The 16059-nt window shown below is 71.6% G+C and carries 15 protein-coding genes; 10 read left to right on the top strand and 5 right to left on the bottom strand.

Translation table 11 applies throughout. From position 1 onward, the window contains the following. Positions 1 to 51: 51 nt before the first annotated feature. A complete protein-coding gene (locus ACWD01_RS03725; RefSeq protein ID WP_451157696.1) occupies positions 52 to 1050 on the top strand; it encodes a DUF5937 family protein in 999 nt (332 codons plus the stop codon). A gap of 53 nt (positions 1051 to 1103) precedes the next feature. On the opposite strand, the gene ACWD01_RS03720 is transcribed toward ACWD01_RS03725, so the two are convergent. Further along, positions 1104 to 1397 (bottom strand): MTH1187 family thiamine-binding protein, encoded by a 294-nt coding sequence (locus ACWD01_RS03720; protein WP_451157694.1) that lies wholly within the window; start codon positions 1395 to 1397, stop codon positions 1104 to 1106. Then, a complete protein-coding gene (locus ACWD01_RS03715) occupies positions 1394 to 1738 on the bottom strand; it encodes a DUF3817 domain-containing protein (RefSeq protein ID WP_451157692.1) in 345 nt (114 codons plus the stop codon). The genes ACWD01_RS03720 and ACWD01_RS03715 overlap by 4 nt, the downstream gene beginning before the upstream one ends. Positions 1739 to 1906: 168 nt before the next feature. Between ACWD01_RS03715 and ACWD01_RS03710 the strand changes: the two genes are divergently transcribed. The 4 genes from ACWD01_RS03710 to ACWD01_RS03695 all read left to right on the top strand — a co-directional run bounded on the left by ACWD01_RS03710 (position 1907) and on the right by ACWD01_RS03695 (position 4602). Next, entirely contained in the window at positions 1907 to 2539 is a 633-nt protein-coding gene (locus ACWD01_RS03710; RefSeq protein WP_356892951.1) for an AIM24 family protein, read from the top strand. Beyond that, positions 2539 to 3189: an AIM24 family protein gene (locus tag ACWD01_RS03705; RefSeq protein ID WP_451157690.1), complete on the top strand. Its 651-nt coding sequence runs from the start codon at positions 2539 to 2541 to the stop codon at positions 3187 to 3189. The genes ACWD01_RS03710 and ACWD01_RS03705 overlap by 1 nt, the downstream gene beginning before the upstream one ends. A gap of 56 nt (positions 3190 to 3245) precedes the next feature. Then, complete coding sequence (locus ACWD01_RS03700; RefSeq protein WP_451157884.1) at positions 3246 to 4001, top strand: AIM24 family protein; 756 nt, start codon at positions 3246 to 3248, stop codon at positions 3999 to 4001. A gap of 124 nt (positions 4002 to 4125) precedes the next feature. Further along, positions 4126 to 4602 (top strand): MarR family winged helix-turn-helix transcriptional regulator, encoded by a 477-nt coding sequence (locus tag ACWD01_RS03695; RefSeq protein ID WP_356892684.1) that lies wholly within the window; start codon positions 4126 to 4128, stop codon positions 4600 to 4602. A gap of 254 nt (positions 4603 to 4856) precedes the next feature. Here ACWD01_RS03695 and meaB read toward each other — a convergent pair whose 3' ends face one another. Together meaB and ACWD01_RS03685 are read right to left on the bottom strand one after the other, a co-directional pair. Next, entirely contained in the window at positions 4857 to 5813 is a 957-nt protein-coding gene (gene meaB / locus ACWD01_RS03690; RefSeq protein ID WP_451157688.1) for a methylmalonyl Co-A mutase-associated GTPase MeaB, read from the bottom strand. A gap of 24 nt (positions 5814 to 5837) precedes the next feature. After that, the gene (locus tag ACWD01_RS03685) at positions 5838 to 7040 is read right to left on the bottom strand and encodes an acetyl-CoA C-acetyltransferase (RefSeq protein ID WP_451157686.1); all 1203 of its coding nucleotides are present in this window, start codon (positions 7038 to 7040) and stop codon (positions 5838 to 5840) included. A 143-nt stretch (positions 7041 to 7183) separates the two neighbouring features. Between ACWD01_RS03685 and mce the strand changes: the two genes are divergently transcribed. From mce to ACWD01_RS03660, 5 genes are all read left to right on the top strand, one after another. After that, on the top strand, positions 7184 to 7612 hold the full coding sequence (gene mce / locus ACWD01_RS03680; protein WP_451157684.1) for a methylmalonyl-CoA epimerase: 429 nt from the start codon (positions 7184 to 7186) through the stop codon (positions 7610 to 7612). A gap of 166 nt (positions 7613 to 7778) precedes the next feature. Continuing rightward, positions 7779 to 11846, top strand: a complete 4068-nt coding sequence (gene scy / locus ACWD01_RS03675; protein ID WP_451157682.1) for a polarized growth protein Scy — start codon at positions 7779 to 7781, stop codon at positions 11844 to 11846. A 113-nt stretch (positions 11847 to 11959) separates the two neighbouring features. After that, positions 11960 to 12898: a coiled-coil domain-containing protein gene (locus ACWD01_RS03670; protein WP_356892674.1), complete on the top strand. Its 939-nt coding sequence runs from the start codon at positions 11960 to 11962 to the stop codon at positions 12896 to 12898. Positions 12899 to 13034: 136 nt separating this feature from the next. Then, positions 13035 to 14042: an ABC transporter ATP-binding protein gene (locus ACWD01_RS03665; protein WP_451157680.1), complete on the top strand. Its 1008-nt coding sequence runs from the start codon at positions 13035 to 13037 to the stop codon at positions 14040 to 14042. Positions 14043 to 14045: 3 nt separating this feature from the next. Then, positions 14046 to 14825: an ABC transporter permease gene (locus ACWD01_RS03660; protein ID WP_451157678.1), complete on the top strand. Its 780-nt coding sequence runs from the start codon at positions 14046 to 14048 to the stop codon at positions 14823 to 14825. 68 nt (positions 14826 to 14893) lie between these two features. On the opposite strand, the gene ACWD01_RS03655 is transcribed toward ACWD01_RS03660, so the two are convergent. Next, positions 14894 to 15874 carry a hypothetical protein gene (locus tag ACWD01_RS03655; protein ID WP_451157676.1) on the bottom strand — a complete coding sequence of 327 codons (981 nt, stop codon included), beginning with the start codon at positions 15872 to 15874 and terminating at the stop codon, positions 14894 to 14896. Between the last annotated feature and the right edge of the window lie 185 nt (positions 15875 to 16059).

Here is a 16059-nt window from a genome sequence, read left to right as displayed (position 1 = left end):
GCCCGGCGGCCCTAGACTTTCGGCTCACGCCGAATCTCCGGGCCGGGTGCCATGCCGTTCCATCTCCACTTCGCCGAGCAGGACCTGCTGCGCTGCCGGTTCGCGATCTCCCCGCTCTGGGAGACCCAGGAGGCGGTCCGCACCCTCGCCCGGCCCGAGCGCCACGGCTACCACCTGCCGTGGCTGCGGCGGATCCGGGAGGCGGCGGCCGGGCTCGACCTGCGGCCGCTGTGGCTGCTGATGCCTGCTGGGGGCGGCCACAACCCCGACTTCCTCTGCCCGCCGCCGCTCGGTCCGGCCGTCCCGTTCGAGGAGGAGATCGCGGTCGTACGGGCCACCCCTCCCGGGACGGCGCGCGCCGACATGTCCGCCGCCCTCGCCGGGACGCCCGGCGCCTCGAACAGTCCCCTGGGGCGCTCGCTGCTCGCGGATCCGGCCCGTACCCTCGGCCGGCTGGCTGATCTGCTGGAGCAGGTCTGGCACACCCTGATCGAACCGGAGTGGCCCCGGCTGCGCGCGCTGCTGGAGGCGGACGTCGCGTACCACTCACGGCGGCTCGCGGAGGGCGGCCTCGGCCGGCTGGTCGGCGAGCTGAGCCCCCGGCTGGCCTTCGAGGACACGACGCTGACGATCGCCGCCATGCGCGGCGACCATGTGCGGTCACTCGACGGGCAGGGGCTGGTGCTGATGCCGAGCGTGTTCTGCTGGCCGGATGTGATCAGCGGCTTCGAGCCGCCGTGGCAGCCGGCGGTCGTCTATCCGGCGCGCGGTGTCGGCGCTCTCTGGTCGCCGCCGGCGGACCGCACCCCGGCGGCGCTGGCCGCGCTCCTCGGCCGGGCGAGGGCGGACGTGCTCTGCGCGCTCGGTGAGCCGGCGTCGACGTCGGCGCTGGCGCGGCTGCTGGGGCTGGCGCCCTCGTCCGTGTCCGCGCACCTGTCGGTGCTGCGGGCGGCGGGCCTGCTGACCTCGCGCCGGTACGGCCACCAGGTGCTGTACGAGCGGACGCCGCTGGGCATGGCGCTCGCGGGGCCGCAGCCCGGCGGTTCCTGACCCGCGGGAAAGCCCCCGGACCCGCGGAGTGCGGGCCGGGGGCTCGGCGGCGGTCAGGCGGAGAGGTGCCGCTCGACGGTGTCGACCTTGGACGTGAGGCCGTCGGTGACGCCGGGCCGGACGTCGGCCTTGAGGACGAGGGAGACGCGCGGCGCCCGGGCCTCGACGGCGGCGACCGCGCGCTTCACCACGTCCATCACCTCGTCCCAGTCACCCTCGATCGAGGTGAACATCGCGTCCGTGCGGTTGGGCAGCCCCGACTCCCGCACGACGCGGACCGCGTCGGCGACGTACTCCCCCACGTCCTCGCCCACCCCCAGGGGCGTGACGGAGAAGGCGACGATCATGCCTCGACCGTGTCCTCGCGGCGGGTGCGGGAGGCGGCGACCGCGTCGTCGGCCTCGCGCCTGAGCCTGCGGTCGGCGAAGAAGCCGCCGAAGGGCAGGACGGAGAGGACGAAGTAGAGCGCCGCGGTCTTCAGGTCCCACTTGGTGCGGTTCCAGGCGTCCAGCCAGAAGAGCACGTACAGGACGAAGAGCAGGCCGTGGACCGCGCCCATCACCGGGACCGCGTTGAAGTCCGTCGTGCGCTTGAGCACCGAGCAGACGAGCAGCAGGAGGAACGAGACGGCCTCCGGCGCGGAGACGAGGCGCAGGCGGTGGAGGGAGGCGGCGGTCTTGATGTCCACGGTTCACCTTCGTTGGGATGGAGGGTCGGTGGCATGGATCTTGTGAATGCATGCACAAACTTCCGGACCATTGTGGCAGCCCACTTTACGAACTCTTTGTCAGGGTCGGGATCCTCCTCCAGGACCCTGCCCTGCGCCGTTGTGACCCGATAACGTCGGTCCGTGGCAATGTTCCGGCTCCAAGAGAGCAAGGTGCTCGCGGTCGACCTGGCCGGCGACACCGTCAAGGCGAAGAACGGGTCGATGGTCGCGTACGACGGCCAGATGGCCTTCAAGAAGATGACCGGGGGCGGTGAGGGAATCCGCGGCATGGTCACCCGCCGGCTCACCGGCGAGCAGATGACCATGATGGAGGTGAAGGGGCAGGGCACCTGCTACTTCGCCGACCGGGCGAGCGAGATCAACCTGGTGCAGCTGCACGGCGACACGCTCTACGTCGAGTCGAGCAACCTCCTGTGCACCGACGGCGCGCTGCGCACCGGCACGACGTTCACGGGGCTGCGCGGGGGCGCGAGCGGCAACGGCCTGTTCACGACCACCGTCGAGGGCACCGGTCAGGTGGCGATCATGTCCGACGGCACGGCCGTGGTGCTGCGGGTGACGCCCCAGTACCCGCTCTCCGTCGACCCCGGCGCGTACATCGCCCACCAGGGCAGTCTGCGGCAGGACTTCCAGTCCGGTGTGACGTTCCGCACCTTCCTCGGCGAGGGCGGCGGCGAGGCGTTCCAGATCCGCTTCGAGGGCGACGGGCTGGTCTACGTGCAGCCCAGCGAGCGCAACACTCTCGGAGGCGACGTCTGATGCCGTTCCGTGAGATCAACTCCAGGATGGTCGAGGCGACCGTGACGCCCGGCCAGAAGATGTTCAGCCAGCGCGGCGCGATGCTCGCCTACAAGGGCGACGTCAGCTTCACCCCGAACCTGACCGGCGGCCAGGGCGGACTGTCGTCGATGATCGGCCGCCGGGTGGCGAACGAGGCGACACCGCTGATGACCGTCGAGGGCAACGGCACGGTGATGTTCGGCCACGGCGGCCACCACATCCAGGTCGTACAGCTGTCGGGCGACACCCTCTACGTGGAGGCCGACCGGCTGCTCGCCTTCGACGGCACGCTCCACCAGGGCACGATGTTCATGGGCTCCGAGGGCGGGGTCATGGGCATGGTGCGCGGGCAGGTGACGGGCCAGGGCCTGTTCACCACGACCCTCCAGGGGCACGGCGCGGTCGCGGTGATGGCCCACGGCGGTGTCATCGAGCTGGCGATCACACCCCAGCGCCCGGTGCACGTGGACCCGCAGGCGTACGTCGCGCACCACGGCGACGTACGGAACAAGCTCTCCACGGCGCTCGGCTGGCGCGACATGGTGGGGCGCGGCTCGGGCGAGGCGTTCCAGCTCGAGCTGAGCGGCAGCGGTGCGGTGTACGTCCAGGCGTCGGAGGAGAAACTGTGAGCACCCCGGTATGGGGCATCCCCGGGGCCCCTGGGCCCCAGGGGACCTTCGACCCGATGACGCTGCCGAGCGACGACAACGTCAACTCGTACACCTTCTGCGTGGAGCTCAAGGGCTCCCAGTGGTTCCTGCAGAAGGGCAAGATGATCGCCTACTACGGGCGGATCGACTTCAACGGAATCGGCCACGGCCGTCTCGACCGGCTGCTGCGGACGTCGTTCCACTCGCCGCTGCACGCGAGCGACTGGGTGGTGGCGGAGGGCAGCGGCAAGATGCTGCTGGCGGACCGCGCGTTCGACGTGAACTCCTTCGATCTCGACGACGGCAACCTGACCATCCGGTCCGGCAATCTGCTGGCGTACCAGCCGTCCCTGGCGCTGAAGCAGTCGATCGTGCCGGGGTTCCTGACGCTGATCGGCACGGGCAAGTTCGTGGCCGCGTCGAACGGGCCGGTGGTCTTCATGGAGCCGCCGATCCGAGTGGATCCGCAGGCCCTGGTGGGCTGGGCGGACTGCCCGTCGCCCTGCCACCACTACGACCACGGCTATATGACCGGGGTCATGGGCGGGGTGCGGGCGCTGACCGGGATCGGCGGGGCGTCGGGCGAGGAGCACCAGTTCGAGTTCGCCGGCGCGGGGACGGTGCTGCTGCAGTCCAGCGAGGCGCTGATGCCGGAGCAGCCGATCGGCCGGGTCGGTGCGGAGCCGGGCGTTCCGGGCGGCCACGGGGCGGGCGGTGCGGCCGGACGGCCCGGTGCGCAACCACGCCTTCCCGGCCAGCTGGGGGACCTCCAGCGTCGCTTCGGGCTGTGAGCGGTAGTCTGCGGAGTGTGACGTCGAACGTCTGCGCCCCCGTACACCCGCAGGGCGTACGGGGTGCCAGACGTCACAGCCCCCGACTTCGTCCGCTTTTCAACTTCTTAGGTAGAATCCATATATGGAGACCGAGACGGCCACTCGCTGGCTGACCGATGACGAGCAGCGCACGTGGCGCACGCATCTGGAAGTCAACAAACTGTTGATGCACCAGCTCGAGAAGGACCTCCAGCCGTTCGGCCTGACCATCAACGACTACGAGATCCTGGTCAACCTCTCCGAGTCCCCGGACCGGCGGATGCGGATGAGCGACCTCGCGGCGGCCACGCTCCAGTCCAAGAGCCGCCTCTCGCACCAGGTCACCCGCATGGAGAACGCCGGCCTCGTACGGCGCGCGAACTGCGAGTCGGACCGGCGCGGGCTGTACGCGGTGCTCACCGACGAGGGCGTGGCGACGATGCAGAAGGTCGCGCCGCACCATGTGGCGTCGGTGCGCAGGCACTTCATCGACCTGCTGTCGCCGGAGGCCCTGGCGGACCTCCGCGAGTCCCTGACCCCGGTCGCCGACCACCTCCGCGGCCGCCGCGGCAAGCTCTAGCCGCCCGGGCCGGACGTACGCCGGCCCGTACCCGTGCACCTCAAACGCCGGCGGGGCCGGGTCGGCCGGTCTTGTCGGGGCGCTGCCCCGAGCCCTGCGCCTCGTTCTCCCCCTACGGCCTGGCGGCCGTGGGGGGAGATTGAGGCGCCGGTCCGGGCAGAGCCCGGTTGCGGGAAGGTGGGGCCCCCGCGGCCGCCAGGTCGCAGGGGGAGGGTAGGGGAACAAGCCCCGCCGCAGGCGCCCACGCACCCCGCCTACGACTCCGTCAGCCCCGCCACCAGCTCGTCCGCCGCCCGGTACGGGTCCAGCTCGCCCGCGACGATGCGCTCCGCCAGCGCGCCCAGCCGGCGGTCGCCGTGCAGGTCGCCGATGCGTTCCCGCAAAGCTGTGACCGCGATCGTCTCGACCTCCGTCGCCGCCCGGCGGGCACGGCGCTCGGAGAGGACGCCGTGCTCCTCCATCCACGCCCGGTGCTTCTCCAGCGCCTCGACGACCTCGTCGATGCCCTCGCCCCGCGCGGCGACCGTCTTCACGATCGGCGGGCGCCAGTCGCCCGGGCCGCGGGCCTCGCCGAGGCCGAGCATGTGGTTGAGCTCGCGGGCCGTCGCGTCCGCGCCGTCCCGGTCGGCCTTGTTCACGACGTACACGTCGCCGATCTCCAGGATGCCCGCCTTCGCGGCCTGGATGCCGTCGCCCATGCCCGGCGCGAGGAGCACCACGGACGTGTCGGCCTGGGAGGCGATCTCCACCTCGGACTGGCCGACGCCGACCGTCTCGACGAGGATCACGTCGCAGCCGGCCGCGTCGAGGACGCGGACGGCCTGCGGCGCGGACCAGGCCAGGCCGCCCAGATGGCCGCGGGTGGCCATGGAGCGGATGTAGACGCCCGGGTCGGACGCGTGGTCCGACATCCGGACGCGGTCGCCGAGCAGCGCCCCGCCCGAGAAGGGCGAGGACGGGTCGACGGCGAGGACGCCGACCCGTTTCCCGGCCTTGCGGTAGGCGGAGACCAGCGCGGAGGTGGACGTGGACTTGCCGACGCCGGGCGAGCCCGTCAGGCCGACCACGTACGCGCCTCCGGTCAGCGGCGCGAGCGCCGCCATGACCTCCCGGAGCTGCGGGGACGCCCCCTCGACGAGTGAGATCAGCCGGGCCACGGCCCGTGGCCTGCCCTCACGTGCCTGGGCGACGAGTTCGGGGACGTCCACCATCGTGCTGCTCCGTTTTCTCTAGGACTACTTGGCCGGGACGCGGACGATCAGCGCGTCGCCCTGACCGCCGCCGCCGCACAGCGCCGCCGCGCCGACGCCGCCGCCGCGGCGCTTCAGCTCCAGCGCCAGGTGGAGCACCACGCGCGCGCCGGACATGCCGATGGGGTGGCCGAGCGCGATCGCGCCGCCGTTCACGTTCACCTTTTCCGGTGTGACGCCGAGGTCCTTCATTGACTGGTGGGCGACGGCCGCGAACGCCTCGTTGATCTCGATGAGGTCCAGGTCGGAGACGTCCAGGTTCTCCTTTTTCAGCGCGTGCCGGATGGCGTTGGACGGCTGGGACTGGAGCGAGTTGTCCGGACCGGCCACATTGCCGTGGGCGCCGATCTCGGCGATCCACTCGAGGCCCAGCTCCTCGGCCTTGGCCTTGCTCATCACGACGACGGCCGCGGCGCCGTCGGAGATCTGCGAGGACGTGCCGGCGGTGATGGTGCCGTCCTTGGCGAACGCGGGGCGCAGCCTGCCGAGCGACTCGGCGGTCGTCTCCGCGCGGATGCCCTCGTCCTTGGCGAAGAGGATCGGGTCGCCCTTGCGCTGCGGGATCTCGACGGGCGTGATCTCCGCCTCGAAGAGGCCGTTCTTCTGCGCGGCGGCGGCCCGCTGGTGGGAGAGCGCGGCGATCTCGTCCTGGACTTCGCGCGGGATGCCGAGGCGGGTGTTGTGCTTCTCCGTGGACTCGCCCATGGCGACGTTCTCGAAGGAGTCGGTCAGGCCGTCGTGCGCCATCGAGTCGAGCATCTCGATCGCGCCGTACTTGTAGCCCTCCCGGGACTTCGGCAGCAGATGCGGCGCGTTGGTCATGGACTCCTGGCCGCCGGCGACGACGATGTCGAACTCGCCGACGCGGATCAGCTGGTCGGCGAGCGCGATGGCGTCGAGGCCCGACAGGCACACCTTGTTGACGGTGAGAGCGGGGACGTTCATCGGGATGCCCGCCTTGACGGCGGCCTGGCGTGCCGGGATCTGGCCCGCGCCGGCCTGGAGCACCTGGCCCATGATCACATACTGCACCTGGTCGCCGCCGATGCCCGCCCGGTCGAGCGCGGCCTTGATGGCGAAGCCGCCGAGGTCGGCACCGGAGAAGGACTTGAGGGAGCCGAGCAGACGGCCCATGGGAGTACGGGCTCCCGCAACGATCACGGAGGTGGTGCCGGTCGTTCCTGACATGAGGACGATCCCCTTTCAGCCGAGGCTGAGGAGTGAACGAGGGTTTACTCAAATGTACTGAGCGGTACTGCTCCGGGTCACCGGCCGACCGGTGTGACGGCGCGCACGTTGCGTAACCGCCCGGGTGACGCTGCACTGGTCGGATGCTGACGCGAATCGACCACATCGGGATCGCCTGCTTCGACCTCGACAAGACCGTCGAGTTCTACCGGGCCACATACGGCTTCGAGGTGTTCCACTCGGAGATCAACGAGGAGCAGGGCGTGCGGGAGGCCATGCTCAAGATCAACGAGACGTCCGACGGCGGCGCCTCCTACCTCCAGCTGCTCGAGCCCACCCGCGAGGACTCCGCGGTCGGCAAGTGGCTGGCCAAGAACGGCGAGGGCGTCCACCACATCGCCTTCGGCACCGCCGACGTGGACGCGGACGCGGAGGACATCCGCGGCAAGGGAGTACGGGTGCTGTACGACGAGCCGCGGACCGGGTCCATGGGGTCCCGGATCACCTTCCTCCACCCCAAGGACTGCCACGGCGTTCTCACCGAACTCGTCACGTCTGCAACGGAGCACTGACCTGAGGATTCCCGGCCCGGTAGAGTGGGCCGTTCCGGGCCGGGGCCGGGTCGGGGCCGTGCCGCGTCTCCGTCGTTGATCTGTCACCATTCCCCGGGGGGCCGTTCGCCGGCGAACGGTGCTCGCTTGGAGACAGTTGCGACCAGGGGACGGATGGGACCGCGCAGTGCGGGGCTACGAACGCCAGGAGAGCCACCGAGCTGACGACGACCACCTCTCGCGGTTCGAAGCCGAGATGGACCGGCTGAAGACCGAGCGGGAGAAGGCCGTCCAGCACGCCGAGGACCTCGGCTACCAGGTCGAGGTCTTGCGCGCCAAACTCCACGAGGCACGGCGCAATCTCGCCTCCCGTCCGGCCTACGACAGCGCCGACATCGGTTACCAGGCCGAGCAGTTGCTGCGGAACGCCCAGATCCAGGCCGACCAGCTCCGCCAGGACGCCGAGCGTGAACTGCGTGAGGTGCGGGCGCAGACCCAGCGCATCCTCCAGGAGCACGCCGAGCACCAGGCCAGGCTCCAGGCCGAGCTGCACGCAGAGGCCGTGCAGCGCAGGCAGCGTCTCGACCAGGAGCTGGCCGAACGGCGCCAGACCGTCGAGTCGCACGTCAACGAGAACGTCGCCTGGGCCGAGCAGCTGCGCGCGCGCAGCGAGTCGCAGGCCCACCGGCTGCTGGAGGAGTCCCGCGCGGAGGCCGAGCAGTCGCTCGCCGCCGCCCGCGCGGAGGCCGCCCGTATCGCCGAGGAGGCCCGCCGACGGCTCGGTTCCGAGGCGGAGACCGCCCGCGCCGAGGCGGAGGCGATCCTGCTGCGCGCCCGCAAGGACGCGGAGCGGCTGCTGAATGCCGCGTCCAGCCAGGCGCAGGAGGCCACCACCCACGCCGAGCAGCTGCGTTCGTCGACCACCGCCGAGTCCGACCAGGCCCGCCAGCACGCCACGGAGCTCAGCCGCGCCGCGGAGCAGCGGATGCAGGAGGCCGAGGAGAAGCTGCGCGAGGCGCGCGCCGAGTCGGACAAGCTGCTCAACGAGGCCAAGGAGTCGGCGGCCAAGCAGCTTTCTTCGGCCGAGTCGGTCAACGAGCAGCGCACCCGTACGGCCAAGGCGCAGATCGCGCGGCTCGTCGAAGAGGCGACCAAGGAGTCCGAGACCCTCAAGGCCGAGGCGGAGCAGGCGCTCGCCGACGCCCGCGCCGAGGCCGAGAAGATGGTCGAGGCGGCGACCGAGAAGGCCAGGGCCGCCGTCGCGGAGGACTCCGCCGCGGCGCTCGCGAAGGCCGCCCGCACCGCGGAGGAGGTGCTGACCAAGGCGTCCGAGGACGCCAGGGCCACCACCCGCGCGGCGAGCGAGGAGGCCGAGCGCATCCGGCGCGAGGCCGAGGCGGAGGCGGACCGGCTGCGCGGCGAGGCCGCGGAACAGGCCGACCAGCTCAAGGGCGCCGCCAAGGACGACACCAAGGAGTACCGCGCCAAGACGGTCGAGCTCCAGGAGGAGGCCCGCCGGCTGCGCGGGGAGGCCGAGCAGCTGCGCGCGGAGGCCGTCGCCGAGGGCGAGCGGATCCGCGGCGAGGCCCGCCGGGAGGCCGTCCAGCAGATCGAGGAGGCGGCGAGCACCGCGGAGGAGCTGCTGACCAAGGCGCGTACCGACGCCGACGAACTGCGCTCCAAGGCCGGCACCGACAGCGAGAAGGTCCGTACGGAGGCCATCGAGCGCGCCACTACCCTGCGCAAGCAGGCCGAGGAGACGCTGGAGCGCACCCGCGCGGAGGCCGACCGGCTGCGCGCGGAGGCCGAGGAGCAGGCCGACGGTGTGCGCACGGCGGCCGAGACGGCCGCGGCCGAACTGCGCGAGGAGACCGAGCGCGGCATAGCGGCCCGCCAGGCGGAGGCGGCCGAGGAACTGACCCGGCTGCACACCGAGGCGGAGGCACGGCTCGCCGCCGCGGAGGAGCGGCTGGCCGAGGCCCGCGGCGAGGGCGAGCGGATCCGCCGGGAGGCGGCGGAGGAGACCGAGCGGCTGCGCGCCGAGGCCGGCGAGCGGCTGCGCGCGCTCCAGGAGCAGGCCGAGCAGGAGGCGGAGCGGCTGCGGACCGAGGCCGCGTCCGACGCCTCGGCGGCCCGCGCCGAGGCCGAGGCCGTCGCCGTACGGCTGCACAGCGACGCCGCCGCGGAGGCCGAGCGGCTCAAGACCGAGGCCCAGGAGACCGCCGACCGGGTACGGGCCGAGGCCGCGGCCGCCGCCGAGCGGGTCGGCACGGAGGCCGCGGAGGCGCTGGCGGCCGCCCAGGAAGAGGCGGCCCGCCGCCGCCGGGAGGCCGAGGAGACCCTCGACTCGGCGCGCGCGGAGGCCGGCCAGGAGCGCGAACGGGCCCGCGAGCAGAGCGAGGAGCTCCTCGCGTCCGCCCGCAACCGGGTCGAGGAGGCGCAGACCGAGGCACAACGGCTGGTCGAGGAGGCCGACCGGCGTGCCACCGACATGGTGTCGTCCGCCCAGCAGACGGCCCAGCAGGTGCGGGACTCCGTCGCCGGGCTGCAGGAGCAGGCCGAGCTCGAGATCGCCGGGCTGCGCAGCGCCGCCGAGCACTCGGCGGAGCGCATCAGGACAGAGGCGCAGGAGGAGGCGGACCGGGTCCGCGCCGACGCGTACGCGGAGCGCGAGCGCGCCGCGGAGGACGCCGGCCGGCTGCGGTCCCGCGCCCAGGAGGAGACGGACGCCGCGCAGGCGCTCGCCGAGCGGACCGTCACGGAGGCGATCACCGAGGCGGACCGGCTGCGTACGGAGACCGCCGAGTACGCGCAGCGGATGCGGACCGAGGCGGCGGACGCCGCCGCGTCCGCCGAGCAGGACGCGGCACGGACCCGGGCCCAGGCCCGGGAGGACGCCAACCGGATCCGTTCGGAGGCCGCGTCGCAGGCGGACCTGCTGATCAACGAGGCAGCGAGCGAGAGCGAGCGGCTGCGTTCCGAGGCGGCGGAGCTGCGTGCGTCGGCCGACGCGGAGGCGACCCGGCTGCTCACCGAGGCCGAGCAGATCAAGGTGGACGGCGAGGCCGAGATCGAGGAGCTCCGGGCGGCCGTGCGGGCCGACCGCGAGCAGGTGCTCGACGAGGCGCGGCAGGCGGCGGACAAGCGGCGTGCCGACGCGGCCGAGCAGGCCGACCAGCTCATCGGCGAGGCGCGCGGCGAGGCGGAGCGGATCACGTCGGAGACCGCCGCGGAGACGAAGCGGCTGCTGGCGGACGCCACGAGCGACGCGGAGCGGCTGCGGGCGGAGGCGAACGGCGACGCGGAGCGGCTGCGTGCCGAGGCCGCGGAGACGGTGGGATCCGCGCAGCAGGCGGCGGAGCGCATCCGGGCCGAGGCCGAGCGGCACCGCGCCGAGACGGAGGCGGCGGTCGAGCGGCTGCGCGCCGAGGCCCGCGCGGAGGCGGACCGGCTGCTCGACGAGGCGCGGCAGGCGGCGTCCAAGCGCCGTGCGGACGCGGCGGAGCAGGCCGACCAGCTCATCGCCAAGGCCCAGGAGGAGGCGCTGCGCGCCGCCACCGAGGCCGAGGAGCAGGCCGACACGATGGTCGGCGCGGCCCGCAAGGAGGCGGAGCGGCTGGTCGCGGAGGCGACGGTCGAGGGCAACTCGTTGGTGGAGAAGGCCCGTACGGACGCCGACGAGCTGCTCGTGGGCGCCCGGCGCGACGCGACGGCCATAAGGGAACGCGGCGAGGAGCTGCGGGCCCGGGTGGAGAGCGAGATCGAGGAGCTGCACGAGCGTGCCCGCCGGGAGACCTCCGAGCAGATGAAGACGGCCGGCGAGCGCGTCGACAATCTGGTCAAGGCGGCAGAGGAACAGCGCGCGGAGGCCGCGGCGAAGTCCAAGGACCTGCTGGCCGACGCCAATTCGGAGGCGAGCAAGGTCAGGATCGCCGCCGTGAAGAAGGCGGAGGGGCTCCTCAAGGAGGCCGAGCAGAAGAAGGCCGAGCTGATCCGCGAGGGCGAGCGCGCCAAGGCGGAGGCGGACCGCGAGGCGGTGCGCACCGTCGAGGAGGGCAAGCGGGAGCTGGACGTACTGGTGCGCAGGCGCGAGGACATCCAGACGGAGATCTCGCGGGTCCAGGACGTCCTGGAGGCGTTGGAGTCCTTCGAGGCCCCGTCGGGCGGCAAGACGCCGTCCGGCGGCTCCACCGGCGTCAAGGCCGGTGCGTCAGCAGGGAGTACCCGTTCGAGTGGCAAGTCATCCGACGGCTAGCCACTCAAAAGGCTGCACATTCTCCAGATCAAACCGGCATCCGCTCGATGACACACCGCTTCGACCCCTAGGATTCCCTCTAACACCTCACCGGTCTCATTGACAGGAACCCCATGAGCGACACTTCCTCCCCCTTCGGCTTCGAGCTCGTGCGGCGTGGTTACGACCGCGGTCAGGTGGACGACCGCATTACCAAACTCGTCGCCGACCGTGATAGTGCTCTGGCCCGAATCACCTCTCTGGAAAAGCGCATTGAGGAGCTCCACCTCGAGACGCAGAACGCCCAGGCCCAGGTCAGCGACGCCGAGCCGTCGTACGCGGGTCTCGGTGCGCGTGTCGAGAAGATCCTCCGTCTCGCGGAGGAGGAGGCGAAGGACCTGCGCGAGGAGGCCCGTCGCGCCGCCGACCAGCACCGTGAGCTCGCCGAGTCCGCCGCCCAGCAGGTGCGCAACGACGCCGAGTCGTTCGCCTCCGAGCGCAAGGCCAAGGCCGAGGACGAGGGCGTCCGCATCGTCGACAAGGCCAAGGGCGAGGCGCAGACGCTGCGCAGCGAGGCGCAGAAGGACGCGCAGTCCAAGCGCGAGGAGGCCGACGCGCTCTTCGAGGAGACCCGCGCCAAGGCCGCCCAGGCCGCCGCGGACTTCGAGACGAACCTCGCCAAGCGCCGCGAGCAGTCGGAGCGCGACCTGGCGTCGCGTCAGGCCAAGGCCGAGAAGCGCCTGGCGGAGATCGAGCACCGTGCCGAGCAGCTTCGCCTCGAGGCGGAGAAGCTGCGTACGGACGCGGAGCGCCGCGCCCGTCAGACGGTGGAGACGGCGCAGCGCCAGGCCGAGGACATCGTGGCCGACGCGAACGCCAAGGCCGACCGGATCCGCAGCGAATCGGAGCGCGAGCTGGCGGCGCTCACCAACCGCCGCGACTCCATCAACGCCCAGCTGACCAACGTCCGCGAGATGCTGGCGACGCTCACGGGCGCCGCTGTGGCCGCGGCGGGCACGCCCGCCGACGAGGAGCCCGTCTCCCGCGGCGTCCCGGCGCAGCAGACGCGCTGACGCCTTCCGGCTCGTGTCGCTCACACGGATGCCCGGTGCCTTTCGGCGCCGGGCATCCGTGCGTCCGCACGGAACCGGCCCTCAAGTTGGGGGGAACAGGGTGGCGCCGCCCCGGCGGCGCCCGTAGCGTGAACGCATGATCGAGCTCGAGGGACTCACCAAACGCTTCGGTACGAAGGTCGCCGTCGACCATCTCTCGTTCAAGGTCCGCCCAGGCGTGGTGACCGGCTTCCTCGGTCCCAACGGCGCGGGCAAGTCCACCACGATGCGCATGATGCTCGACCTGGACAACCCCACCAGCGGGCGGGTCCGGATCGACGGCAGGCACTACCGGGACCTGGACGAGCCGCTGAAGTACATCGGCGCGCTGCTCGACGCCAAGGCGATGCACGGCGGCCGCAGCGCGTACAACAACCTGCTCTGCCTCGCGCAGTCGAACCGGATCCCGGAGCGCCGGGTCGGCGAGGTGCTCGACCTGGTCGGGCTGACGCCGGTGGCGCGGAAGAAGTCCAAGGGTTTCTCGATGGGGATGGGCCAGCGGCTGGGAATCGCCTCCGCGCTGCTGGGCGATCCGGAGATCCTGATGTTCGACGAACCGGTCAACGGCCTGGACCCCGAGGGAATTCACTGGATCCGCAATCTGATGAAAACCCTCGCGCAGGAAGGCCGGACGATCTTCGTCTCCTCGCACCTGATGAGCGAAATGGCCCTGACCGCCGATCACTTGATCGTCATCGGACAGGGCCGGCTGCTCGCCGACACCTCCATGGCCGATTTCATTCACGAGAACTCCCGCAGCTATGTCCGGGTGCGCTCGCCGCAGCAGGAGCAGCTGCGGGACGTACTGCACGCCGCCGGCATGACGGCCGTCGAGACCGGCGCAGGCACGCTGGAGATCGACGGCGCGAGCACGGAGCAACTCGGCGAGCTGGCGGCCGAGCACCGGATCGTGCTGCACGAACTCAGCGCCCAGCGGGCCTCGCTGGAGGAGGCTTTCATGCAGATGACGGCGGGCGCGGTGGAGTATCACGCGCACTCCGGCCCCGAGACCTTCGACGCCGCGCAGGCGCCACCGCCGGAAGCCGCCGCCCGCCCCGCCGGCCAGGGCGCCCCCCAGTGGGCCCCGCGCGACAAGGGAGCCTGACCGATGGCCTCGACACCCGCCGTCCTGCGGTCCGAGTGGACCAAGATCCGTACGGTCGCGTCGACGCGCTGGACGCTGATCAGCGCGCTCGCCGTGACGGTCGCGATGAGCGCGGCCCTGTGCGCGCTGATGAACGCGACGTTCGACGACCTGCCCCCGGCCGAGCGGCTGACCTTCGACCCGACGCTCATCAGCTTCTCCGGAATGGTGCTCGGACAGCTGGCGATGGTCGTCTTCGGGGTGCTCGTCGTCGGCACCGAGTACAGCTCCGGCATGATCCGCACCTCGCTGGCCGCGGTGCCGCAGCGCGCCACCTTCATCTTCAGCAAGATCGCCGTGGCCGGGCTGCTGGCGCTGGCGGTGGGGATGGCGACCAGCTTCCTCACCTTCTTCCTCGGCCAGGCGCTGCTCGGTGAGCACCGCACGACGATCGGCGAGGAGAACGTGCTGCGGGCCGTCGTCGGCGGCGGCCTCTACATGGGCCTGATCGCGCTCTTCTCGATGGGCGTCGCCACGATGCTGCGCAGCTCGATGCTGTCGCTGGGCATCCTGATGCCGTTCTTCTTCCTGGTCTCGCAGATCCTCGCCGCGGTACCCGGCGCCAAGGACGTCGCGCGCTACTTCCCGGACCAGGCCGGCTCGAAGATCATGCAGGTGGTCCCGAACGCGATGAACAGCGGGGAGTCGCCGTACGGCCCATGGGCGGGCCTCGGCATCATGGTCGTCTGGGTCGTCGCGGCCCTGGCGGGCGGCTTCCTCGTACTGAAGAAGCGCGACGCGTAGACCGCCGGCGACGGTGGGGCCGGGAGTGTCCCCCGGCCCCACCGTCACCTGTCATCCGGATACGGACGTCACTTGCACTGCTTGGCGTTCACCACGGTCCATGTCTTGCGCTTCGAACCGAACTTGTTCTGGTAGCAGGTCTTGTCCTTCAGCTTCTTGGAAGCTTCGAGAGTCGGGAAGAAGACCTTTCCACCGACCGCCAGACCGCAGACAGTGCCCAGAAGCAGGCGTGCCTTTCCGCAGATGTAGGCGAGGCCGACTTCGACGCCGAATCCGACCATGGGCGCGATGATTTTCAGCTCCCGCCCCCACATGCTGATGTAAACACCCCATCCCATGGAGATCCGGGGGTCCGCGACCACGGGAAAGGCGGTCGAATCATCGGTTTTGACGGTCTGCACCAGGGTGTCGCCGTCGAGTGTGTAATACGTGGGGACGGATTCACCCCGAGCGTCCTTGGCCCACGGGGCGTCGATGGCACCGATGGCACGACCGCCGTCTTCTCCCCCGCCGCCCTGCACGATCTGGAAGCCGCCCTCGCCGTCCGGGACGAGCTCTGCTCCGTCGGGCAGGTCCAGGTCGAAGCGCTGGGTGGTCGAGGCCGTCCGGTCCTTCAGGGTCACCAGAGCGCGTACGGCACCGGTGTTCGTGGCCTGCACCGCGACATCCGTGGCCGCGCCGGCATCCGGGTAGACGACGGTCCCGCTGCCGGCCACGACGCCGGGGACGTTGTCGGTGACGGGCAGGCCGAGGCCGAGCGTGCCGCCCTCGGGGCCACGGACTTCGACGGAACCGTTGGCCCTGCCGGGCGCGGCGACGGTGACGGAGCCGCCGTCGCCCACCGGAACGGCCGTCCTGAAGGCACCCCCGGACGCATCGGAGGGACGGCCCGCCAGATCGCCGGTGCCGGTGGCCCTTTCGACGACGGCGGCCGCGGCGTGCGACGGCGCGGGAGAGTCGGCGGCGACCGCGGGGGTCGCGGCGGCCAGCAGCGAAGTGGAGAGCGCGAGAGCGAGGGTCCCCGTGGATATTTTGAACGTGGGCTTCAAGGCAGCCGGATTCCTTCTCAGAACGAAGCGGAGCGCTTCTGCGGATCGATCCGCCCATGAGGCTTTCTCGGGCAGGCCTGAGCATCCGTCGCGGACGGACGAGGCGAACCACGAATTCGACATGCGGCACCCGCACAGAGCGGTACGCACAAAGAATGCCGCGCGGAAGCGTCCGCACGGCAGAG

It is taken from the genome of Streptomyces sp. NPDC002835 (assembly GCF_053591995.1).
Note: the sequence above shows the minus strand (reverse complement) of the source record. Positions and strands in the feature narration are given on the sequence as shown.